This window comes from Streptomyces sp. NPDC059851, from assembly GCF_042732005.1.
Lineage (GTDB): Bacteria > Actinomycetota > Actinomycetes > Streptomycetales > Streptomycetaceae > Streptomyces.
The window spans coordinates 3070-24071 of sequence record NZ_JBHWJJ010000089.1; the positions used below are offsets into that span (position 1 = coordinate 3070).

The window sequence follows — 21002 nt, forward strand, 5'->3', positions numbered from 1 at the left end:
GGGGGTGTGGTTGCCGGTTATTAGGTGGGTAGGGCGCGGCCGGCCGCCGTCGGCGAGCCGGACGGCGGCTGGTCGAGCGGCCGCTGGTCCGACCGCTGGGTTTGGACCGCGGCGGGCGGCGTACTGGCCGCCCTGGCGGGGGTCTTCGGCCACTCCCTCACCCGCGGCCGGGGCCGCCCGCCGCAGGTCCCGCCCCGCGGCTGACCCCCGCACGTCCCGCCCCGCGCGGCGGCCACGGCACCACGCCGCGGACCGCCGCCCGGGGCGGCCGGCTTTCCCCCTACGCCGTGCCCGGCGCCGGGAGGGGATGGCCGTCGTCGTCGGTGGCGCCGGACTGGGTGGAGAAACGGGACAGGAAGACGTCGTAGAGGCCGTCACCGCGGCGGGTCATCGTGGCACCGTCCTGCCAGATGCCGTTCTCCTCCCACCACTGGCTGCCGTACGGGTCGCCCTGGTTCTGGTGGACGTTGTGCATGCCGAGCCCCGTGTCGAAGGGCTCGCCGAAGACGAGGACGGACCGGCCGGGCACGAGGATCGGCTCCAGCGCGGCGGATGCCTCCAGGTAGCTGCCCGCGGTCCACGGGCGGGCCGGGCTGATCCGCTCCCGGATCCGCTGGATCCAGGCCGGCGGGCGGGGCAGGAAGAGGCAGCCCGGGTGGTCGGCGAGGGCCGGGTGGCGCAGGTAGTCGATGGCTCCCGACCCGGACGAGCGGGCCAGGTCGTGGTAGCCGGGGGCCGGCGCGTCCACGGGCTCCAGCACCGAGGGGTGCAGGGTGAGCACCTTCCACTCGACGCCGACCGCGGACTTCTTGCTGTCCACGTCGACGGCGACCGCGTAGCGGCCGGCGGGCGCGTCGACCTCCAGGTTCACGTGGAACCAGCGGCCCTGGGCGTCGGGCCGGTCGCGGAAGTGGCGGTGCAGGGTCCCGGACAGCACGCCGTAGTTCTCGAAGGGCATGCCGCCAGTGAACCACTCGCCGGTGGCGACCGCGGACGGTGCGGCGTGTCGGCCACCCTGCCCGGGCCCTCCCGTCAGTGCCCGTCGCGGACGGCGACGATGCCGTTGAAGACCCCGACGTACGCGGTGCCGTCCGGCCCGAGGGTGATCGGGGCCCAGTTGTTGTCGTACAGCGGTCCCGTACCCGTCAGCTGCCGCCAGCGGCGCTCGCCGGTGCGGAAGTCCACCGCGGTCAGGTACCAGGCGTCGATGCCCCGGGCATGGGGCTCCTTCTCGTAGAAGTACAGCAGTCCGTTCCCGGTCGAGAGCTTCGGGACGACGGAGGGCGCGCGGACCGGGCTCTGCCACACGGTGTCGCAGCCGCTGCCGTCCGCGCGGACGTCGATCCGGGTGACTCCGCCGACGACGGACCGGCCCAGCAGCAGGCTGGTGGGGTCCTCGTAGCCGTAGTTGTTCTCGACGACGATGCTGTTGCCCCAGGTGATCAGGGAGTTGTCGGTGGTCGAGGCGCCGGATCCGAACACCGGGACCCGGCAGACGAGCCGGCGGTCGGCGGGCACGTCGGCACCGCGCCGGAACACGAGGACGTTCATGCGGTCGTCGGCGTTGTCGGTGATCGCGACGTAGCCGTCGCCGAAGAGGTCCGGGGTGGTGCCCGAGCCCTGGTTGACGGAGCCGGGTTTGGTGCCCGTGCCCCGGTCGTAGGTCTGGCGCCACTGCACCTCGGGGGTGCCGTCCGGGGCGGCACGGAAGCCGTACAGGGCGTGGTCGCTGACGATGGACACGCCGTCCTCGTCGACCGAGAAGGAGTTCTGGATCTCCTCGCCGTCGAGCCGGACGGAACGGATCGCGCCGGTCGCCGGGTCCACGGTGCCCACGCGGCCGTGTCGGGTGACCCACCAGATGCGGCCGTCCCAGTCGGGCATCACGGAGGTGACGGGATCGCAGTCGCCGCTGGGGCGGGGGGCGGTCCAGGCGGCGCAGTCGTGCGGGACGTGACCGGTGAGGTCCCAGTCGTCGTCGACGGTGAACTTCCAGCTGCCGTCCGCGTTCCGGGAGTGCGACAGGCGCAGGACGTGCTGGCGGGAGTCGGCCAGCACGGCCCGGTCCTGGTCGTCCAGGTAGAAGTACGCGCCGCCCGAGGTGTCCTTGAAGATCTTCGAGAAGTCGAGGGTGGTGATCGCCTCGACGGTGGAGGACCGCTGCGGCAGCCGGTGTTCGGCGAGGGTGGCGAGCGTACGGGGATCCAACAGCTTGACCCGGAAGCCGGAGAAGGTGCCGCACACGGTCACCAGCCGGCCGCCCGCGTCGAAGGTGGCGGTGGCGCACTCACCGCCGAGGGCGGCGATCCGTTCGCTGGTCACCTGCGGGTTCCTGCCGAGCGGGCCGGACCAGGGGGAGGTGGCGCTGCCGGCCGCGTCGGAGTGCATGCCGCTGCGGCCGTTGGGCGCGAGGTGGGGGTGTTGCGGCGGGGCCTGGCCGGGCAGCGGGGCGGCGGCCGCCGGGCTGCCCTGGTACCGGTCGACCAGCCGGTGGCCGGGGGCCTTGGGTATCGGCTCCGCCTGCGCGGGGGCGGCACCGTACAGGACGGTCATGGCGATCAGGGCCGGGACCGCGGCGCAGTTCAGCGCTCTTCGCACCATCCGGCTTCCCTCCGTTCTCCTCGGGCTCGTTGACCATGCGTTCGGTGTCGCGCCGCGGCCGACGCTAGAGCGCCCCGGGCGAGGAGTCCATGGAGGTGCCGGATGGTTCACGAAGGCGCAACGGTCGGTGACCGCGGGATTCACGGGTCGATGCCGGAGACGACCTGGGCGGTGGCCGCGAGGCCCTCGTGGATGGTCGTCGCCATGCTGCTGTTCGCGAGCTGGAAGCCGAGCAGCACGCAGACGAGGGCGTGCGAGAACTTGAGGCCCCCGCCGCGCATGAAGATCCATGCCAGGACGAGGAGCAGGACGGCAACGGACAGCGAAATCACCAGCAGTACCTCCTTGTGCGGCGCCATGGTGGCGCAGGAAGGGGTGCTCCCGGGCGAAACCCGTGTCCGCCGTACGGGTGTTGACCGTCCGTGACGGACGGTCAATGCTTGACGATCTCGTTCCAGCGGGTCGTACGGTCGCACCAGCGGTCGAGCAGGACGGGGTCGTGTCCGACGGCGAGGAGCCCGGCACCGGTCTCGGCCCGGTACTCCTCGACCACGCCGACCAGGGCCGCCGTGGTGGAGGCGTCGAGCATGGCGGTCATCTCGTCGCACACCAGCCAGCGCGGGCGCAGCACCAGCGCCCGGGCGACGCAGGCGCGTTGCAGCTGGCCGTCGCTGACCTCGTGGGGGCGCCGGTCCAGCAGGTCGGCGCCGAGGCCGACCCGGTCGGCCAGCGCGGCGACCGCTGAGGCGGCCTCGCGGCGCCGGCCGGTCGCCCGGAGGGGTTCGGCAACGAGGTCGCGCAGCTGCAGCCGGGGGTCGGCGGAGAGGCGGGGCTGCTGGAACACGACGCCGACGGAGGTGCGCAGGCTGCGCGGGGCCCGGTGGCGGAAGCCGGTGACGGTGTGGCCGTCGAGGGTGACGGTGCCGCGGTCGGGGCGGTGGAGCAGGGCGGCGACCCGGGCGAGGGTGGACTTGCCGCAGCCGCTCGGCCCGAGGAGCCCGAGGGATTCCCCGGGGTGCAGGGTGAGGCGGGCACCGCGGACCACGGGGTGGCGGCGGTCGTAGCCGGCGGTGATGTCGGTCAGCTCAAGCATGGTGGCAGGCGACCCCTTCGGTGAACCGGGGGCGTTCGGTGCGGCACAGGGTGTCCGTGCGGGGGCAGCGGGCGGCGAAGGCGCAGCCGGGCGGGAGGGCACCGAGCTCGGGCGGGGCGCCGGGGACGGGGGTGAAGGCCCGCTCGGGGAGGGCGTCGAGGAGGCCGCGGGCGTAGGGGTGGCGCGGGCCGGGGGTGCCGAAGAACGCGTCGGCGCCGGTGGTCTCCACGATCCGGCCGGCGTACATGACGGCGACGGTGTCCGCGATCCGCCGGGCCGCCGCGAGGTCGTGCGTGATCAGCAGGAGGGCGCGGCCGGCGTCGCGGGTGTGGGCGCGCAGTTCGTCCACGGTGCGGTGGACGAGGTCTCGGTCGAGGCCGGTGGTCGGCTCGTCGGCGAGGAGCAGCGGGGCGTCGCCGATCAGGGCGAGGGCCGTGGCGGCGCGCTGGGCGAGTCCACCGGAGAGCTCGTGGGGGTGGCGGTCGAGGTGCGTCTCGGGGAACGCGGCCCGGGCGGCGGCCCGTTCCGCGGCGGCGCGCAGCCGGTCACGGCGCTCGGCGCGGCCGGCGAAGCCGCGGCGGCGCGCGCCGCCGCGGGGCCCGGCCGGGGGTCCGGAAGCCGGGACTGCTGCCGGGTCGGCGAGGGCGCGGACGGTCTCCTCCAGGTGGGCGCGGACCGTGCGGACCGGGGTGAGGTGGGCGGCGGGGCTCTGCGGGACCAGTCCGATGCGGCGGCCCCGTACGGTGCGGGCGAGGACGGCCTCGTCGGCGGCGAGCAGGTCGAGCCCGTCGGGGAGCAGTGCGGATCCGGTGGTCTCGGCGTTGCCGGGGAGCAGTCCGAGCAGTGCGGAGGCCAGGACCGATTTGCCGCAGCCGCTCTCCCCCACCAGGGCCAGGCAGCTGCCGGGTGCCAGCCGGAACGAGACGTCGCTGACGGCGGCCACGTACTGCCCGCCGGGCATGCGGAAGCGGACGCCGAGGCCGCGCACGTCGAGCACGGGGGCGTCGGCGGGGACGGCTCCGGGGGCGGGAGCGTGGGCGGTCACATCAGCTCCGAGCGGCGGCGGGGGTGGAGGCGGTCGCGCCAGGCTCCGGCCAGCCCGGCGATCGCGAGGGTGGGCACGATCAGGAACAGGCCGGGGAACAGCGTGGGCCACCAGTGGCCGGCGAGCAGGGAACCGCGGCCCGCCTGCACCAGGCTGCCGAGGCTGGCCAGGTGCGCGGGCAGGCCGAGGCCGAGGAAGGACAGCGCGGACTCGTGCCAGATGGCGTGCGGCACCATGAGCACGGCGGCCAGCCCGGCCTGGGGGAGCACGCCCGGCAGCAGGTGGCGGACCGCGACCCGCCAGCGGGAGGCGCCGCCGGAGACGGCGGCGTCCAGATACGGCCGGGATTTCAGCGAGAGCACCTCGGCGCGCACGATCCGGGCGGTGGACAGCCAGTGGGTGAGCGCCACGGACACCACCACCGGCCACACCCCGGGACGGAAGAGGGCCACGACGAAGATGCCGAGCAGCAGGTGCGGGACGGAGGCGAAGCCGTCCACGACCCGCATGAGCAGCCGGTCGGTCCAGCCGCCCAGGGCGCCGGCGGCGGCTCCGACGGCGGTGCCGATGACGGTGGCGGCGAGCGCGGCGACCAGTCCGACGAGGAGCGAGACGCGCAGCCCGTGGACGCAGCGCAGCAGCAGGTCGCGGCCTACGTCGTCGGTGCCGAAGGGGTGGGCGGGGGTGGGCGGCAGGAGCTTCGCGGACAGGTCCACGGCTTGTTGGTCGAACGGCACCAGCAGCGGGACGAGCAGCGCGGCGAGGACGGTGGCGGCCACCAGCGCGGCGCAAACGGCCGGCGACACGCGGGCGGGGCGCGGACCCGACGGGCGGCGACGGCCTCGACGGCCGCGCGGGCCCCCGCCGGCCGGCCGCCAGACCGCGGCAGTCCCCGCGGTAGCGGTCCCGGCAGTGGTCGGTGCTACGGGTTGCAGGTCAGCCATCGAAGCCCACCCTCGGGTCGGCGAGTCCGTACAGCAGGTCGGAGAGCAGGTTGCCGACGAGCACGGCGGCGGTGGCGAGCACGGTGAGCGCCGCGAGCAGCGGGAAGTCCACCGAGGTGGCCGCCTGCACGGTGGCGGCGGCGATGCCCGGCCAGCTGAACACTGTCTCCACCAGCAGCGCTCCGGTGATCAGCTCCGGTACGCGCGAGCCGATCAGGGTCAGCACCGGCAGCATTCCGGCGCGCAGCCCGTGCGCCAGCAGGACCCGCCGCTCGCTCAGCCCCCGCGCCCGGGCCCCGCGTACGGGGTCCTCGGCGAGTGCGTCGGCCACGCCCTGGCGGACGTACAGGAAGAACCAGGGGAGCTGGGACAGGCCGAGGACGAGCGCGGGCAGGACCAGGTGGCGGGCGACTTGTCCGGCGGTGACGACCTCGCTGTCGGCGTCGGTCAGGCCGCCGGAGGGAAGGGCGCCCAGGTGTACGGAGAACAGCCAGACGGCGAGCAGTCCGAGCCAGAACGCCGGGGCCGCCTCAAGGGTGTAGGCGAGGGCGGAGACCGCCCGGTCGAGCGGGCCGCGCGGTCGGCGGGCGGCGAGGACGCCGAGGACGGTTCCGGCCAGGACGGCCGCCGCGAAGGCCGTGGCGGCGAGCAGGGCCGACCAGCCGACGCGTTCGGCGATCACGTCGGCGACGGGCTGGCGCAGGGTCGCGGAGGTGCCGAGGTCGCCGGTGAGCGCCGAGCCGAGCCACTCCCACCAGCGGTGGACGAGCGGCTGGTCGACGCCCAGGTTGGCGCGGAGCTGGTCGAGTTCGGCCCGGGTGGCGGTGAGGCCGGCGGTGCCGGCGTAGGCCTTGACGGGGTCGAACGGGGACAGTGCGGCGACGGCGAAGACCGCGAACGTGACGGCGAGCAGGACGGGGGCGGCGAGCAGGAGCCGCCGCCCCGCCATGCGTGCCATCGGCGCCCAGGGGAGGCGGCCGGAGCGGGGGGTCACTTCTGCTTGGGCTTCCAGTGCTCGACGTTCCACCACGGTCCGGCGCCGAGGCCGTGGTCGTGCGGCTCGACCTGGGTGCTCAGGTCCTCCCACCGGTCGGCCACGACGTACAGGTGGTCGATGTGGGTGAGGAAGACGTAGCCCGGGTCGTTCACGAGCTCGCGCTGGACGGTGTCGTACGCCGCCTTGCGGGCGGCCGGGTCGGCGCTCCTGCGGGCGTCGTCGAGGGCGCGGTCGACGGCCGGGTTCGCGTACCGGGCCATGTTGTTGAAGCCGTCGCCGGCGAGGGAGGAGTGCAGGAGGGGGTACTGGTCGAAGTCGGGGTCGGCCGGGGAGCCGCCGCCGGCGAGGACGGCGTCCGTCTTCATCCGCGGTTCGATGACCTCCCAGGTCCCGGCCTCGGCTTTGACCTCGATGCCGGCCTTCTTGGCGTCGGAGGCGAAGGCGAGCGCGTGGTCCTGGCGGATCTTGTCGCCGGAGGTGTACCAGAGGGGGAAGGAGGCGCGGACCCCGTCCTTGCGGCGGATGCCGTCGTCGCCCGGCTTCCAGCCTGCGTCATCGAGGATCTTCTTCGCCCCGTCGAGGTCGTACGTGCGCTCGGTGCCGGCGGTGAACCAGGGGCTGTCGGTGGGGACGGGCCCGTAGGCGGGCTTTCCGGCGCCCTCCAGCAGCTTGTCGACCATGGCCGTGCGGTTCACGGCGGCGTCCAGGGCCCGGCGGACCGCCGGGTCGCCGGTGACGGGGTGGGCGGTGGGCAGGGTGACGCTGCGGTGGTCGAAGGACTTGGCGGTGTGGATCCTGCGGGCCTTGTCCCCGGCGAAGCCCTTGGCGAGGTTGGGCGGCAGGACCGCCGCGTCGAGTTCGCCGGAGCGGAGCCGGGTGGCGCGGACGTCATCGTCCTTGATCACGGCCATGGTGAGCTTCTTCACCGCCGGCTCCCCGCCCCAGTAGGAGGGGTTGGCCCTGAACGTGAGCTTCTCGCCCTTGGACCAGCCGGTGAGCAGGTAGGGGCCGGTACCGATCGGGCGGGTGGTGAAATCGCCGCTGTTGACGTCCTGGCGGCCGGCGACGTGCTCGGGGGCGATGGGCAGGACGGTGCGCTCGGCGAACGGCGCGTAGGGGTACTTCAGCGTGAAGACGACGGTGTCGTCGCCCTGCTGTGCCACGTCCGCGATCGCGTCGAGCTCGGTCCGGGAGGCGTTGTTCGTCTTCGGGTCGAGGATCGTGCGGTAGGTGAAGACGACGTCCTTGGCGGTGAAGGGCGTGCCGTCGCTGAACTTCACGCCCGGGCGGAGCCGGTAGGTGTAGGTGAGCCCGTCCGCGGAGACCTCCGGGAGGGACCGGGCCAGGGCGGGCTGGAGCTTCATGGCGGCGTCGTGGGTGAGCAGCCCGTCGAAGACCTTGGAGTTGCCGTCCTTGCCGTAGCCGAGGAGGGGGCTGAGGGTCTCGGGTTCGTTGGCGATGCCGAGGACGGCAGAGTCGCCGCCGGGTCCGGTCGCCGTCCCCCCGGAGGGGTTGGAGCAGGCGGTCGCCCCTGCGATGAGTGCGGCGGCCAGCGTCGCCGCGGCCGCTCCCCGTGCTCCCCGTGCTGTCCGGGCCGTCATGCTGTGCACTTCCCTGGTGTTGCCGTTTGCCTGGTGTTGCTGGCTTTGAGCAGCTCAAGACCAGCTGCTATTGCAAAGCGATCGCAATAATGCCAGAGGTGATCAGAGGACGACGAACCGGGCAAGCCGGCACCCCGCGGGACCGCCCACCGCAAGGGTCTTGCCCCGACGCCCGCCCCCGTGCCATACATGTCTAGACCTTTACGAGGACCACGAGGAAGCCCGAGTCGAGGAAGGCCCCGTGCGAAGCCCCGTTCCCCTGCCCGCCCTCGGCCTGGCCGCCGTCTGCGCCGCTGCCGGGCTCACCGCCTGCGCCTCCGCCGACACCACGGCCCCGGCCGCCCCCTCCGGGATCACCGCGCAGGCCGGTAGCGCCACCTCCGTGCACGTCATGTGGCAGGCGGCCCCCGCGACCGAAGGGGTCACGAACTACCAGGTCTTCGACGCCGGCCGGCTGGTGCGCGAACTCCCGGCGGGCAGGACCATGGTGGACATCACGGGCCTCACCCCGCAGACCGCGTACGCCTTCACGGTCCGGGCCCGGGACGCCTCCGGGAACACCTCCGCCCCCAGCGCCGAGGCCGCCGCCACCACCCCCGCCGCCCGGGCCGAGGACCGCGAGCCCCCCACCGCCCCCGCCCGCACCACGGCCCGCGCCGACGGGCCCCGTTCGGCCGTCGTGTCCTGGTCCGCCGCCTCCGACGACACGGGGGTGACGGCGTACGACGTCTACCAGGGCGGCGTCCGGATCCACACCGCAGGACCGGGCGAGACCTCCACCACCCTCACCGATCTCCAGCCGGACACGGCCTACACCTTCACCGTCCGGGCGCGCGACGGCGCGGACAACTCCTCCCCCGACGGCCCGGCGGCGGAGGTCACCACCGCGTCCGCGCCCGGCCGGGGCCCCGGAACCGAACCCGCGGACTTCACCGCCACCGCCTCCCCCGGTGGCGTCACCCTCACCTGGACCGCCCCCGACACGGGCCGGCCGACCACGGAGTACGAGCTCCACGTCAACGGCAGGCCCGTCACCGTCATCCAATTCGGTGCCGGTGCCGTGGCGGGCGGCCGCACGGAGCACCGGCTCACCGTGGCCGAACCGCCAGGCACTACCTGGGAGCTGAAGCTGCGCGCCCGCCTGCCGGACGGCCGTTGGGGGGCGTTCTCGGCGCAGCGGCGCATCGTACTGACCGGGTGAGGACGGGAGAGCACCCGTACCGGTGACGTGACAGCGATACGGACGGAACGGCGCGTCGGGTAAGGAAGATCACGCACAATACATCCGTGTTCGGAGAGTACTCGTTCAACAACAGACGGGCGGATTCCGCGGACGGCGACCCCGATCCAGCGGGAAACCACGCACCGGGCGGACTGCCGCCGGAACCGGCCGGCTTCATCGGTCGGGAGGACGAACTCGCCGAGCTCCACTGCCTCTTGCGCACACAGCGGCTGATCACCCTCACCGGCGTGGGTGGCGTCGGCAAGTCCCGCCTCGCCCTCCGCGCCGTCGCCGACGCCGAACAGGCGCGGCCCGACGGGGTGTGGTGGGTGGACCTCTCGCCGCTGCGCGACCCCTCCTTGCTCACCATGACCGTCGCCCACGCGGTCGGACTGGCCGACCACTCGCCGCGCCCGCTCGACGAGGAACTGTGCGCGTGGATGGCCGACCGGGAGCTCCTCCTCGTCCTCGACACCTGCGAGCACATGGTGGGCGAGTGCCGCCACCTCGTCGGCGAACTCCTGCAGTCCGCACCGGGACTGACGGTCCTGGTCACCTCACGGGAGCCCCTCGGCAGCCCCTGCGAGCAGCTCGTGGAGATCTGCCCGCTGCCGTGCGAGGGTCCCGACAGCGATGCCCTCGCCCTGTTCCGTGCCGCCGCCCTGTCCGCGACCCCGAAGGCCGTGGCGGCATTCGACGACCCCGAGCGGGCCGCCCTCGCCGCCCAGGTGTGCCGGCGCCTCGACGGGATCCCCCTCGCCCTGGAACTGGCCGGGGCGCGGCTGCGGGTGTGGACGCTGGAGCAGATGGTGCAGCGCCTCGGCGCGCGGTTCGACGTCCTGTCCGACGACCGGGCGGCCACTCTGATGCCCCGCCACCGCACGATGCGCACCGCGATCGGCTGGAGCCACGAGCTGTGCGAGCCGGTGGAGCGGCTGCTGTGGGCCCGGCTGTCCGTCTTCACCGGCGACTTCGACGTGGCCGCCGCCAGGACGGTGTGCTCGGGAGGCCCGCTGTCGGCGGCCCGCGTGGAACGGGTGCTGGCCGGGCTGGTGGCCAAGTCCGTGGTCCGGCGGACGCAGGAGCGTGGCGCGGGAGCCCGCTACCGGATGCTGGACACGATCCGCGAGTACGGGCACGACTGGCTGGCCGAGCTCGGCGAGGTGCGGGTGGTCGCCGACCGGCACGCCCACTGGTACGCGGCCCTGAGCCGGGCCGCGGACCGCGGCTGGATGGGCCCGCGCCAGGTGGACTGGTACCGCAGGATGACCGCCGAGCACCCGCAGCTGCGGACGGCTCTGGAACACCTGCTCGGCACCGACCCGGCGGCCGCCCTGGAAACGGCTGGAGCCCTGTGGTTCTTCTGGTTCTCCTGCGGGCACGTGCACGAGGGCCGTGGCTTTCTGGAGCGGGCCCTACGGGCCGCCCCGCAGCAGGCGGACGGGTACGCCCAGGGGGTGTGGGCGCTCGGGCTGACCGCCGTGCTCCAGGGGGACATGGACAGCGCCCGCAAGCTCGGCGAGGAGTGCGCCCGGGTCGCGGACCGGCTCGCGGACCGGGAGGCGCGATTGCGGGCCACCCACCTGCTCGCGGTGTCCCTGATGCTGCCGGGGGACCCGTTGCGGGCGCTGGAACTGGTGGGCCCCCGGGCACGGGCCCGGCTCGGGGGGCGGGAGGACAGCCCGGGCCTGCTGATGTGCCGGCTCGTGTCCTGTTACGCCCTGTGCGACCTCCAGCGGTTCGAGGAGGCGGCCGAGGAGGCCCGGGGGCTGCGCGAGGCGTGCGCGGACCTGGACGAGCGGTGGCTGCGGGCGTACGCGGACTACGTGCTGGCCGTCGCGGCCCTCGGGCTGGGCCATCACGAGGAGGCGTCCCGGCACGTGCGGGCCATGCTGTCGGGGAAGCGGCTGCTCGGCGACCGCATCGGGATCGCGCTCGGCCTGGACCTGCTCGCGGCGGCGGTCGCGGCGCTGGGCGACGGAGAGCTGGCGGCCCGGCTGCTGGGCACGGGTCACGCGTGGTGGCGCACGGTGGGGCGGCCCCAGCTGGGCTCACCCTCGTTGACGGCCCTGCGGGAGCAGGGCGAGCGGCAGGCCCGTGCGGCGATCGGCGACGCGGCCTTCGAGATTGCCTTCCGGGGCGGGGCGGCGGCACCCACCGGCTGACCGGCAGCCGGCGGGCCGCGGACGTCCCGGGCTGCTGCGGTCGTGGCCTCCCGTCAGTACGGGAGGGTTCTGCCCGACGGTGTGCGCAGGTCCAGGTCTCGGGGTGCGGGTTTGGGGACGGGCTTGCGGATCAGCTGTTGGCGCATGCGGCCTCCTCGCTCAGACCAGGGCCGGGCGGCGGGGTTCCACCACGCGGCCGTCGGGGAGCAGTTCGCCGGTGTCGTCGAAGACCAACAGGCCGTTGCAGAGCAGGCTCCAGCCCTGTTCGGGGTGGGAGGCCACAATGCGGGCGGCGTCGTGGTCCGGACTGTCGGCGGACGGGCAGGGGGGCTGGTGGGAGCACATGGCGCACCTCCTCGCTGTGTGGTGCGGGAGGGCCGGTGGTCACCCGGTCGATTCCGCGATCCACGGTGGCCGTGAGTATTGCTGATCGCCACCCTCGGACGGAACCCATATCGGCGGTCCAGTTCAGGGTGTGTATGCCCGGTTACCATGCGCTCATGCCCGGTATCCGGATCGTTCACCGTACGTGTCTGCCGGCGGCGGAGGCCTGGCAGCGGCTCACGGACTGGGAACGGCACGGCGCACAGGTCCCGCTCACCCGGACGATCATGGAGACGGCGCCGCCGACGCACGTCGGGACCCGCTTCACGGCCCGGACGGGAGTGGGCAGGATCACGTTCGACGACCCGATGGAGGTCGTGGTCTGGCAGCCTCCGGCCGGGGCGGCCGCGGGACGGGCCCGGTTGGTCAAGCGCGGGCGCGTGGTCCTGGGCTGGGCGCAGATCGAGGTCCGCCCGCTCACCGGGGGCGGGGCGGAGGTCCGCTGGGTGGAGGAGCTGCGGGTGCGCGGGCTGGGCCGCGCGTTCGACCCGTTGGTCGCGGTGGCGGGCCGGCTGCTGTTCGGGCGGGCGCTGGAGCGTCTGCTGCGTACATGACGTTCCGGGCTAGGGTTCCGTGATCACCGACCCGGCGTCACCGCCAGACCGAGGAGAAACCCGTGGCCACTCCGCCCCCGCAGCACGGCGCGGGCCCGTACCCCCCGTACAGCCCGCAGCAGGGCTCGCCCTTCGGCCCGCCCGGCGCGCCCGGCCCGCACGTCCCGGGCCCCGGCGCCGGCCCGTACGCGGTGCCGCAGCAGCCGGGCCCGTACGCCGTTCCGCAGCCGCAGGTAGGCCCGTACGGACCGGACCCGGGCCAGCCGCCGGGGTACGACTGTCGGATCTGCGGGGCGGTGCCCGCCGCCCCGGGCACGGTGCGCGGACACCAGGGGATGCTCGTCCTGATGCGGTTCCTGCGGACGGAGGGCCCGCTCTGCCGCGACTGCGGGATCGCCACCTACCGCCGGATGCAGTCCGACACCCTGTGGCAGGGCTGGTGGGGCCCGCTGTCGCTGTTCATCACGCCCGTCACGCTGCTGATGAACCTCGGCCCCCGGGCGGCCTACTACCGGCTGGCTCCCCCGGCGGGGGCCATCCTGCGGCCGCTCGACCCGGGAAAGCCGCTGTGGCGGCGGCCGCCGGCGCTGCTCCTGATCGCCGCGGCCGTACTGGTCTCCTTCGCGCTGCCGACCCTGGTGGTGCTCGGCATCCTGGCCGGGGACGGGGACGACAAGCCGGCGCCGCTGATCGTCGGCAGCTGCGTCCGCAACGAGGGGGACCTGAAGAACCAGAAGCTGCTGGTCACGGACTGCGGCTCGGCCAATGCCGAGTACCGCGTCAGCAAGCAGCCCACGGACGCGGACTGGTGCGGCCCGCGGGACTTCCTCGCCAAGCCTGAGTACAGCGCCGACGGCACCAAGCTGCACTGCTTGACGCCGCTGCGCGGGTAGCGAGCAGGACGCCGCTGCGCGGGTAGCGAGCAGGACGCCGCTGCCCCGGGCGGCGGGCGCCGGGGGCACCGCGGGTCCGCCGCCGCGCTATCGGATGGGCATCCCGGAGAGGGTGCGGGCGATCACCAGCCGCTGGATCTCGCTCGTCCCTTCGAAGATCGTGTAGATGGCCGCGTCCCGGTGCATGCGCTCCACGGGGTACTCGCGGGTGAAGCCGTTGCCGCCGAGGATCTGGACGGCCTGCGCGGTGACCTTCTTGGCCACCTCGCTGGCGAACAGCTTCGACATCGAGCCCTCCGCCGAGGTGAACGGCTTGCCCGCGACGGCCATCCAGGAGGCGCGCCACACGAGCAGCCGGGCCGCGTCGATCTGGGTGCGCATGTCGGCGAGCTGGAAGGCCACGCCCTGGTTGTCGATGATCGGGCGGCCGAACTGGGTCCGGGTCCGCGCGTAGTCGAGGGCCACCTCGTACGCGGCGCGGGCCGTCCCGACCGCCATCGCACCGACCGCGGGCCGGGAGGCCTCGAAGGTGGCCATGGCGGCGTTCTTCACCCTCTCGCCGCCCCCCGCCTTCGCCTTCTCCCGGGCCCGGGCGAGCCGTTCGTCCAGCTTCTCCTTGCCGCCGAGCAGGCAGGACCCGGGGATCCGCACGTCCTCCAGCACCACCTCGGCGGTGTGCGAGGCGCGGATGCCGTGCTTCTTGAACTTCTGGCCCTGGGCGAGGCCGGGGGTGTTCGGCGGGACGATGAAGGAGGCGTGGCCCTTGGTGCCGAGCTCCGGATCGACGACGGCGACGACGATGTGGACGTTCGCGATGCCGCCGTTGGTCGCCCAGGTCTTGGTGCCGTTGAGGACCCATTCGTCCTTGGCCCGGTCGTACACGGCCCGGGTGCGCATGGAGCCGACGTCGGAGCCGGCGTCCGGCTCGGAGGAGCAGAAGGCGGCGACCTTCACGTCGTCCGGGGTGCCGTACATCTGCGGGATCCAGGTGCCGATCTGCTCCTCTGTGCCGTTGGCGAGGACGCCGATGGCGGCGAGCCCGGTGCCGACGATCGACAGTGCGATGCCCGCGTCCCCCCAGAACAGTTCCTCCATCGCCACGGGGACGCCGAGGCCGGTCGGGTCGAAGTACTGCTGGGCGTAGAAGTCGAGGGAGTAGATGCCGACCTTGGCAGCCTCCTGGATGACGGGCCAGGGAGTCTCCTCACGCTCGTCCCATTCCGCGGCCGCGGGCCGGATGACGTCGGCGGCGAAGCCGTGGATCCAGTCCCGCACCTGCTTCTGGTCGTCGTTGAGCTCCATGGTGAACTCCGCCACGTCCCCTCCAACTGTGCATCCCCCAGTGCGTTACTGGCGGTAACCTCGATGGTGGCGACAGTCTGTTACCGGCGAGTAGCGACTGTCAAGCACGACGGCCCGCGGCGCGGCCGATTCGGTGGCCGAGGTGCGCGGGGTGTTACGTTGCGTGGGCGTCAGGCACCATCGCAAGGGCGGGGAGAGAACACGTCATGGAGACCACGCAGCAACAGGCCGGCGAACCGGGTACGGCCGAGCGCCGTCGGCGGGAGCTGCTCGAAGCGGCCGACCGGGTCGTCCTCAGGGACGGGCCCAAGGCATCCATGAACGCCATCGCCGCGGAGGCCGGCATCACCAAGCCGATCCTCTACCGGCACTTCGGCGACAAGGCCGGCCTCTACCAGGCCCTGGCCGTCCGGCACACCGACGCCCTGCTCGACTCGCTGCGGGCCGCGCTCGACGCGCCCGCCGAGCGCCGCAGCCGGGTCGAGTCCACCCTCGACACCTACCTGGCGGCCATCGAGGCCCGCCCGCAGGTCTACCGGTTCCTGATGCACCCCACCGAGGACTCGCACAGCGTCGAGCACGGCTTCGACGTCGGCCGGCACTCGGCCCCGCTGCTGCGGCGGCTCGGCGAGGAGCTGGCCGAGGTGATCAGCGAGCGCGTGGACCTCGGGCCCGACGGGGACCGCCTGGCCCGTATCTGGGGGCACGGGATCGTCGGCATGATGCACGCGGCCGGGGACTGGTGGCTGGGCGAACGCCCCTGCGGCCGCGCCGAGTTGGTGTCCGGCCTGACCGACCTGCTGTGGGGCCGGCTGGCCACGGCGGGCGACCGGGCCGACGGGCCCGGCTTCTAGCCGCTGCGGCCGCGCGGGCGGCGCCCGCCCACCCGAGCCCCGGCAGCCGGCCGGGACGGCTCAGACGGCCGGGACGGCTCAGACGTCCAGGACGTGCGCGCCCCGCGCACCCCAGGGCGTCCTGCGGATCGCGCGGCGCAGCCGCCGGGCCCGCAGCCCGGTGACCCGCTCCGCGTAGACCGTGCCGTCGAGGTGGTCGCACTCGTGCTGCAGGCAGCGGGCGAAGAACCCGCTGCCGGTGATCCGCACCGGTGTGCCGTCCGAGGTGACGCCCTCGACCACCGCGCGGTCGAACCGGGCCGTGCCCGCCTCCAGGCCGGGCAGTGACAGGCAGCCCTCCGGACCGAGGAACTCGTCCCCGTCGGCCTCCGCGAGGCGCGGGTTGACGATGTGGCCGACGTGCCGGACGTCCTCGTCGTCGGGGCAGTCGTAGACGAAGACCCGTTGCCCGACCCCGATCTGGTTCGCGGCGAGGCCGACGCCCTGGGCCGCGTACATCGTGGCGAACATGTCCTCGATCAGTCGGTCGAGGGCCGGGCCGAACTCGGTGACCTCCGCGCAGGCCGAATGGAGCACCGGCTCGCCCAGGAGGCTCATGGTGCGGACGGTGCCGGTGGTCCCGGGGATGACGCGCTGTCGCATGGCCGTAAGGGTACGACGGGCGAATATATGAGGAGATCCGCGGCGACCTGGGGCGCCGCGGTCAGGGCCCCGGCCGGCACTGGATAGGCTGGGGCCGGTCGACGCAAGGAGGACAAGGGACGATGGCAGGCAACACAGAGCCGCTTTCGCCGCGGGCCAAACTGGCCGTGACGGCAGGCAGGGCCGCGGCGGCGGTGTCGCGGGCCGCGGGACGCGGAAGCGGATCGGTGATCGGCGGCAAGGTCGCACTCAAACTCGACCCCGATCTCCTCGGAGCGCTCGCGCAGCATCTCGACGTCGTCCTCGTCTCCGCCACCAACGGAAAGACCACGACGACCCGACTGATCGCCGAGGCCCTGCGGGCCAGCGGCCCGGTGGTCTCCAACGCCCTCGGCGCGAACATGCCGGCGGGCATCACCTCCGCCCTCGCGGGCGGGTCGGACGCCAAGTACGGCGTCATCGAGGTCGACGAGAAGTACCTGGCCGGAGTGGCCCGGGACGTCACCCCGAAGGTGATCGCCCTGCTGAACCTCTCCCGCGACCAGCTGGACCGGGCCGCCGAGACCCGCATGCTCGCGGAGAAGTGGCGCGAGGGCCTCACGGGCTCGAAGGCGGTCATCGTCGCGAACTGCGACGACCCGCTGATCGTGTGGTCGGCCTCGTCCTCGCAGAACGTGGTCTGGGTCGCCGCCGGTCAGGAGTGGAAGGACGACGCCTGGTCGTGCCCCTCCTGCGGCGGCGTGATGCAGCGCCCCGGCGACGACTGGTTCTGCGGCGAGTGCGGTTTCCGCCGCCCCACCCCGACCTGGGTGCTCTCCGGAGACCACGTGCTGGACCCGCACGGCTCGGCCTGGCCGATCCACCTCCAGCTGCCCGGCCGCGCCAACAAGGCGAACGCGGCCACCTCGGCCGCCGTGGCCGCCGTCTTCGGCGTGCCGCCGCAGGTGGCGCTGGAGCGGATGTACCAGGTGCAGGCCGTCGCCGGGCGCTACGACGTGGTCTCCTTCCAGGGCCGTGAGCTGCGGCTGCTGCTCGCGAAGAACCCGGCGGGCTGGCTCGAAACGTTTTCGCTGATCGACCAGCCTCCGGCCCCGGTGATCCTGTCGGTGAACGCGCGCGGGGCCGACGGCACCGACACCTCCTGGCTGTGGGACGTCGACTACCCGCGCCTCGCCGGCCACCCGATCTTCGTGATCGGCGACCGCAGGCTGGACCTGGCGGTCCGGCTGGAGGTCGCTGGCCTGGACTTCCGGGTCTGCGAGACCCTCGACGAGGCCGTGCAGCTGGCGCCGCCCGGGCAGATCGAGCTGATCGCCAACTACACCGCCTTCCAGGACGTCCGCCGCCGGGTCGGCAACTAGCACCGGGATCGGAACCGCAGAGGACATGAGCATGAGCGACAACAGCCTGCGTCTGGTGTGGGTCTACCCGGACCTGCTCAGCACGTACGGAGACCAGGGCAACGTTCTCGTCGTGGAGCGGCGGGCCCGCCAGCGCGGCCTGGACGTGCAGCGCGTGGACGTGCGCAGCGACCAGCCCATCCCCACTTCCGGCGACATCTACCTGATCGGCGGCGGTGAGGACCGCCCGCAGCGCCTGGCCGCGGAGCGCCTCCTGCGCGACGGCGGTCTGGAGCGGGCCGTCTCGAACGGGGCGATCGTCTTCTCCGTCTGCGCCGGGTACCAGATCCTGGGCAACGAGTTCGTCAACGACATGGGCGAGCGCCAGCAGGGCCTCGGTCTGCTGGACGTCGTCACCGTGCGCGGCGAGGGCGAGCGGTGCGTCGGCGACGTGCTCGCGGACATCGACCCGCAACTGGGCCTGCCCCAGCTGACCGGGTTCGAGAACCACCAGGGCGTCACGCACCTCGGCCCGACGGCCAAGCCGTTCGCCCGAACCCGGCTGGGACGCGGCAACGGCACCGGCGACGGCACCGAGGGCGCGTACAACGACACGGTGTTCGGCACGTACATGCACGGCCCCGTCATGGCCCGCAACCCGCTGATCGCGGACCTGCTGCTGAAGCTGGCCCTCGACGTCAACGCGCTGCCGCCCACCGACGACCGGTGGTACGACGCGCTGCGCGCGGAGCGCATCGCGGCGGCCACGCAGCCCGCGTAGCCCTCTTTCGGCCCGCGCAACCTGCGTGCAAGCCCGTGTTCGGCCCGGATTCCCCCGGAGGGGTCCGGGCCGACGTGCGTTCGTACGACGATCATGACCAGCATGCGGAGGATGGTTCAGCGGGGTGCCGATCCGCTAGTAGGGTGACGGGTAGTTCCAACCGGACGACGTGGTCCGGTCGTCGGCCCACGTTGCAAAGGTTTATGCCATGCGCATCGGCGTGCTCACCTCCGGCGGCGACTGCCCCGGCCTCAATGCCGTCATCCGTTCCGTCGTCCACCGCGCCGTCGTCGACCACGGCGACGAGGTGATCGGCTTCCACGACGGTTGGAAGGGCCTGCTGGAGGGCGACCACCGCAAGCTCGACCTCGACTCGGTCGCGGGCATCCTGGCCCGCGGCGGCACCGTCCTCGGCTCCTCCCGCGTCCAGCCCGCCCACCTGCGCGACGGCGTGGAGCGGGCCCGCGGGCACGTGGCCGACCTCGGGCTCGACGCGATCATCCCGATCGGCGGCGAGGGCACCCTGAAGGCCGCGAACCTGCTGTCGCAGGCCGGGCTGCCGATCGTCGGCGTCCCGAAGACCATCGACAACGACATCGCCTCGACCGACGTCACGTTCGGCTTCGACACGGCCGTCGGCGTCGCCACCGAGGCCCTGGACCGGCTGAAGACCACCGCCGAGTCCCACCAGCGCGTGATGGTCGTCGAGGTCATGGGCCGCCACACCGGCTGGATCGCCCTGCACTCGGGCATGGCCGCCGGCGCCCACGCGATCGTCGTTCCGGAGCGCCCCTTCGACATCGACGAGCTGACGGGGATCGTCGGCGAGCGGTTCTCCGCGGGCAAGCGGTTCGCGATCGTCGTGGTCGCCGAGGGCGCCAAGCCGCGCCCCGGCAGCATGGAGTTCACCGAGGGCGGCACCGACCAGTACGGCCACGAGCGCTTCGCCGGCATCGGCAACATCCTCGCCGTCGAGCTGGAGCGGCGCCTGGGCAAGGAGGCCCGCCCGGTCATCCTGGGTCACGTCCAGCGCGGCGGCACCCCGACCGCGTACGACCGGGTCCTCGCCACCCGCTTCGGCTGGCACGCGGTGGAGGCGGCGCACCGCGGCGAGTTCGGGATGCTGACCGCCCTGCGCGGCACCGACATCGTGATGGTGCCGCTCGCCGAGGCCACGTCCACCCTCAAGACGGTGCCCGCGCAGCGGTACGACGAGGCGCAGACCGTTCTGTGACCTTTTCCCCTCTTGTGGAACCGCCCCCGGACGCAGTCGCGTCCGGGGGCGGCACTACTGTGGTGGGGCACCAGGGGTCAAGAGGAGTGGACAGATGGATCACAGCGGTCACGGCACGGACATGCACACCATGGACTTGCCGCCGTTCACCCTCGGACGTGCCCTGGAGTTCTCGTTCGACGCCTTCTTCTTGATCGGCTCGCTGGTCGGCCTCGGCCTCTACCTGTGGGGAGTGGCGCGGCTGCGCAAGCGCGGGGACGCCTGGCCGGTGGGCCGGATCGTGGCCTTCACCACCGGCGTGCTGAGCGTGGCCCTGGTGATGTGCACCAAGCTGAACGACTACGGCATGGTCATGTTCAGCGTGCACATGGTCCAGCACATGGTGATCAGCATGCTCTCCCCCATCCTCCTGCTGCTGGGCGCACCGGTGACGCTCGCGCTGCGCGCGCTGCCGCCGGCAGGGCGCGGCCGCAAGGGGCCCCGGGAGCTGCTGCTGATGCTGCTGCACAGCCGCTACATGCGGGTGATCACCCACCCCGCGTTCACCATTCCCATGTTCATCGCCAGCCTGTACGCCCTGTACTTCACCCCGCTCTTCGACTTCCTCATGGAGAGCAAGCCCGGGCACATCGGGATGATGGTGCACTTCCTGGCCGTCGGGTTGGTCTTCTTCTGGCCGATCATGGGCGTGGACCCGGGCCCGCACCGCCCCGGCTACGTGATGCGGATGCTGGAGCTCTTCGCCGGAATGCCGTTCCACGCCTTCTTCGGCATCGCGCTGATGATGGCGAGCGAGCCGATGATCGGCACGTACCGGAACCCGCCGGCTTCGCTGGGCATCGATCCGCTGCTCGACCAGCAGTGGGGCGGCGGCATCGCGTGGGCCTTCAGCGAGATCCCCTCGGTGCTGGTGCTGATCGCGCTGATGTACCAGTGGTACCACTCCGAGCAGCGGGCGGCGAAGCGCGCCGACCGGGCCGCGGACCGGGACGGTGACCGGGACCTGGAGGCGTACAACGCCTATCTCGCCTCGCTGCGCACGCGTGGCCAGTAGCGCGCGACCCGCTTTCGGGGCCACCATGGGGCATGACCGGTTCCGTTAAGGCGATGGCCGTCATGACCTTCGCAGCCCTGGTGGCCGTCGCGACGTACTCCGTGGCCCTCGGCAGCAACGGCTGGCTGTGGTTCGGCTGGGTCGTGCTGGGCGTCCTCACGGCCGGGATGGCCGCCGCCGGCAACAACTGACCGGCCCGGTGCCCGCCCGCCCCGTCGTGTGCGCCCGCCCGCGGCGGTCCCCGGGTACCCGTACGCACGCTCCGGGAGGAGCCCGGCGTGTCCGGCGGCGTCCGC

Annotated in this window: 21 protein-coding genes and 1 pseudogene; 11 read left to right on the plus strand and 11 right to left on the minus strand. The window is 73.2% G+C overall.

Annotated elements, in window-relative coordinates:
* Positions 1 to 204 (plus strand): annotated as a pseudogene (locus ACFV7Q_RS26010) (hypothetical protein); the annotation flags it as partial.
* A gap of 76 nt (positions 205 to 280) precedes the next feature.
* Here ACFV7Q_RS26010 and ACFV7Q_RS26015 read toward each other — a convergent pair.
* The 8 genes from ACFV7Q_RS26015 to ACFV7Q_RS26050 form a co-directional block, all read right to left on the minus strand.
* Entirely contained in the window at positions 281 to 958 is a 678-nt protein-coding gene (locus tag ACFV7Q_RS26015; RefSeq protein ID WP_385431777.1) for a DUF2278 family protein, read from the minus strand.
* 74 nt (positions 959 to 1032) lie between these two features.
* Positions 1033 to 2601, minus strand: a complete 1569-nt coding sequence (locus ACFV7Q_RS26020) for a hypothetical protein (RefSeq protein ID WP_385431779.1) — start codon at positions 2599 to 2601, stop codon at positions 1033 to 1035.
* 140 nt (positions 2602 to 2741) lie between these two features.
* The gene (locus ACFV7Q_RS26025; protein WP_385431825.1) at positions 2742 to 2936 is read right to left on the minus strand and encodes a hypothetical protein; all 195 of its coding nucleotides are present in this window, start codon (positions 2934 to 2936) and stop codon (positions 2742 to 2744) included.
* Between the two features lie 98 nt (positions 2937 to 3034).
* On the minus strand, positions 3035 to 3694 hold the full coding sequence (locus tag ACFV7Q_RS26030) for an ABC transporter ATP-binding protein (RefSeq protein WP_385431781.1): 660 nt from the start codon (positions 3692 to 3694) through the stop codon (positions 3035 to 3037).
* Complete coding sequence (locus tag ACFV7Q_RS26035) at positions 3687 to 4739, minus strand: ABC transporter ATP-binding protein (protein WP_385431783.1); 1053 nt, start codon at positions 4737 to 4739, stop codon at positions 3687 to 3689. The genes ACFV7Q_RS26030 and ACFV7Q_RS26035 overlap by 8 nt, the downstream gene beginning before the upstream one ends.
* Positions 4736 to 5683 (minus strand): ABC transporter permease, encoded by a 948-nt coding sequence (locus ACFV7Q_RS26040; RefSeq protein WP_385431785.1) that lies wholly within the window; start codon positions 5681 to 5683, stop codon positions 4736 to 4738. Before ACFV7Q_RS26040 ends, ACFV7Q_RS26035 begins: the two co-directional genes overlap by 4 nt.
* Positions 5676 to 6641, minus strand: coding sequence for an ABC transporter permease (locus tag ACFV7Q_RS26045; RefSeq protein ID WP_385431786.1), 966 nt, complete (start codon positions 6639 to 6641; stop codon positions 5676 to 5678). The genes ACFV7Q_RS26040 and ACFV7Q_RS26045 overlap by 8 nt, the downstream gene beginning before the upstream one ends.
* Positions 6642 to 6673: 32 nt before the next feature.
* The gene (locus ACFV7Q_RS26050) at positions 6674 to 8281 is read right to left on the minus strand and encodes an ABC transporter substrate-binding protein (protein WP_385431787.1); all 1608 of its coding nucleotides are present in this window, start codon (positions 8279 to 8281) and stop codon (positions 6674 to 6676) included.
* Between the two features lie 241 nt (positions 8282 to 8522).
* Between ACFV7Q_RS26050 and ACFV7Q_RS26055 the strand changes: the two genes are divergently transcribed.
* Positions 8523 to 9482, plus strand: coding sequence for a fibronectin type III domain-containing protein (locus tag ACFV7Q_RS26055; RefSeq protein ID WP_385431788.1), 960 nt, complete (start codon positions 8523 to 8525; stop codon positions 9480 to 9482).
* An 86-nt stretch (positions 9483 to 9568) separates the two neighbouring features.
* Positions 9569 to 11668 carry an ATP-binding protein gene (locus ACFV7Q_RS26060; protein ID WP_385431790.1) on the plus strand — a complete coding sequence of 700 codons (2100 nt, stop codon included), beginning with the start codon at positions 9569 to 9571 and terminating at the stop codon, positions 11666 to 11668.
* A 159-nt stretch (positions 11669 to 11827) separates the two neighbouring features.
* Here the strand turns inward: ACFV7Q_RS26060 and ACFV7Q_RS26065 are convergent, their stop codons facing one another.
* Positions 11828 to 12013, minus strand: coding sequence for a DUF5999 family protein (locus ACFV7Q_RS26065; protein WP_385431792.1), 186 nt, complete (start codon positions 12011 to 12013; stop codon positions 11828 to 11830).
* Between the two features lie 155 nt (positions 12014 to 12168).
* Here ACFV7Q_RS26065 and ACFV7Q_RS26070 point away from each other — a divergent pair, with 155 nt between their 5' ends.
* Complete coding sequence (locus ACFV7Q_RS26070) at positions 12169 to 12606, plus strand: SRPBCC family protein (protein ID WP_385431793.1); 438 nt, start codon at positions 12169 to 12171, stop codon at positions 12604 to 12606.
* A 62-nt stretch (positions 12607 to 12668) separates the two neighbouring features.
* Positions 12669 to 13499 carry a hypothetical protein gene (locus ACFV7Q_RS26075; RefSeq protein WP_385431795.1) on the plus strand — a complete coding sequence of 277 codons (831 nt, stop codon included), beginning with the start codon at positions 12669 to 12671 and terminating at the stop codon, positions 13497 to 13499.
* 87 nt (positions 13500 to 13586) lie between these two features.
* On the opposite strand, the gene ACFV7Q_RS26080 is transcribed toward ACFV7Q_RS26075, so the two are convergent.
* On the minus strand, positions 13587 to 14816 hold the full coding sequence (locus tag ACFV7Q_RS26080) for an acyl-CoA dehydrogenase family protein (protein ID WP_385431797.1): 1230 nt from the start codon (positions 14814 to 14816) through the stop codon (positions 13587 to 13589).
* Between the two features lie 191 nt (positions 14817 to 15007).
* Between ACFV7Q_RS26080 and ACFV7Q_RS26085 the strand changes: the two genes are divergently transcribed.
* On the plus strand, positions 15008 to 15655 hold the full coding sequence (locus ACFV7Q_RS26085; RefSeq protein WP_385431798.1) for a TetR family transcriptional regulator: 648 nt from the start codon (positions 15008 to 15010) through the stop codon (positions 15653 to 15655).
* Between the two features lie 78 nt (positions 15656 to 15733).
* Here the strand turns inward: ACFV7Q_RS26085 and def are convergent, their stop codons facing one another.
* On the minus strand, positions 15734 to 16297 hold the full coding sequence (gene def / locus ACFV7Q_RS26090) for a peptide deformylase (RefSeq protein ID WP_385431800.1): 564 nt from the start codon (positions 16295 to 16297) through the stop codon (positions 15734 to 15736).
* Between the two features lie 122 nt (positions 16298 to 16419).
* On the opposite strand from def, the gene ACFV7Q_RS26095 reads away from it, so the two are divergent.
* The 5 genes from ACFV7Q_RS26095 to ACFV7Q_RS26115 all read left to right on the plus strand — a co-directional run bounded on the left by ACFV7Q_RS26095 (position 16420) and on the right by ACFV7Q_RS26115 (position 20897).
* The gene (locus tag ACFV7Q_RS26095; RefSeq protein WP_385431801.1) at positions 16420 to 17658 is read left to right on the plus strand and encodes a MurT ligase domain-containing protein; all 1239 of its coding nucleotides are present in this window, start codon (positions 16420 to 16422) and stop codon (positions 17656 to 17658) included.
* Positions 17659 to 17689: 31 nt separating this feature from the next.
* Positions 17690 to 18418: a type 1 glutamine amidotransferase gene (locus ACFV7Q_RS26100; RefSeq protein ID WP_385431802.1), complete on the plus strand. Its 729-nt coding sequence runs from the start codon at positions 17690 to 17692 to the stop codon at positions 18416 to 18418.
* 208 nt (positions 18419 to 18626) lie between these two features.
* Positions 18627 to 19652, plus strand: coding sequence for a 6-phosphofructokinase (locus tag ACFV7Q_RS26105; protein ID WP_385431804.1), 1026 nt, complete (start codon positions 18627 to 18629; stop codon positions 19650 to 19652).
* 94 nt (positions 19653 to 19746) lie between these two features.
* On the plus strand, positions 19747 to 20706 hold the full coding sequence (locus ACFV7Q_RS26110; protein ID WP_385431806.1) for a cytochrome c oxidase assembly protein: 960 nt from the start codon (positions 19747 to 19749) through the stop codon (positions 20704 to 20706).
* Positions 20707 to 20738: 32 nt separating this feature from the next.
* Positions 20739 to 20897 carry a hypothetical protein gene (locus tag ACFV7Q_RS26115; RefSeq protein ID WP_360633659.1) on the plus strand — a complete coding sequence of 53 codons (159 nt, stop codon included), beginning with the start codon at positions 20739 to 20741 and terminating at the stop codon, positions 20895 to 20897.
* Positions 20898 to 21002: the final 105 nt, after the last annotated feature.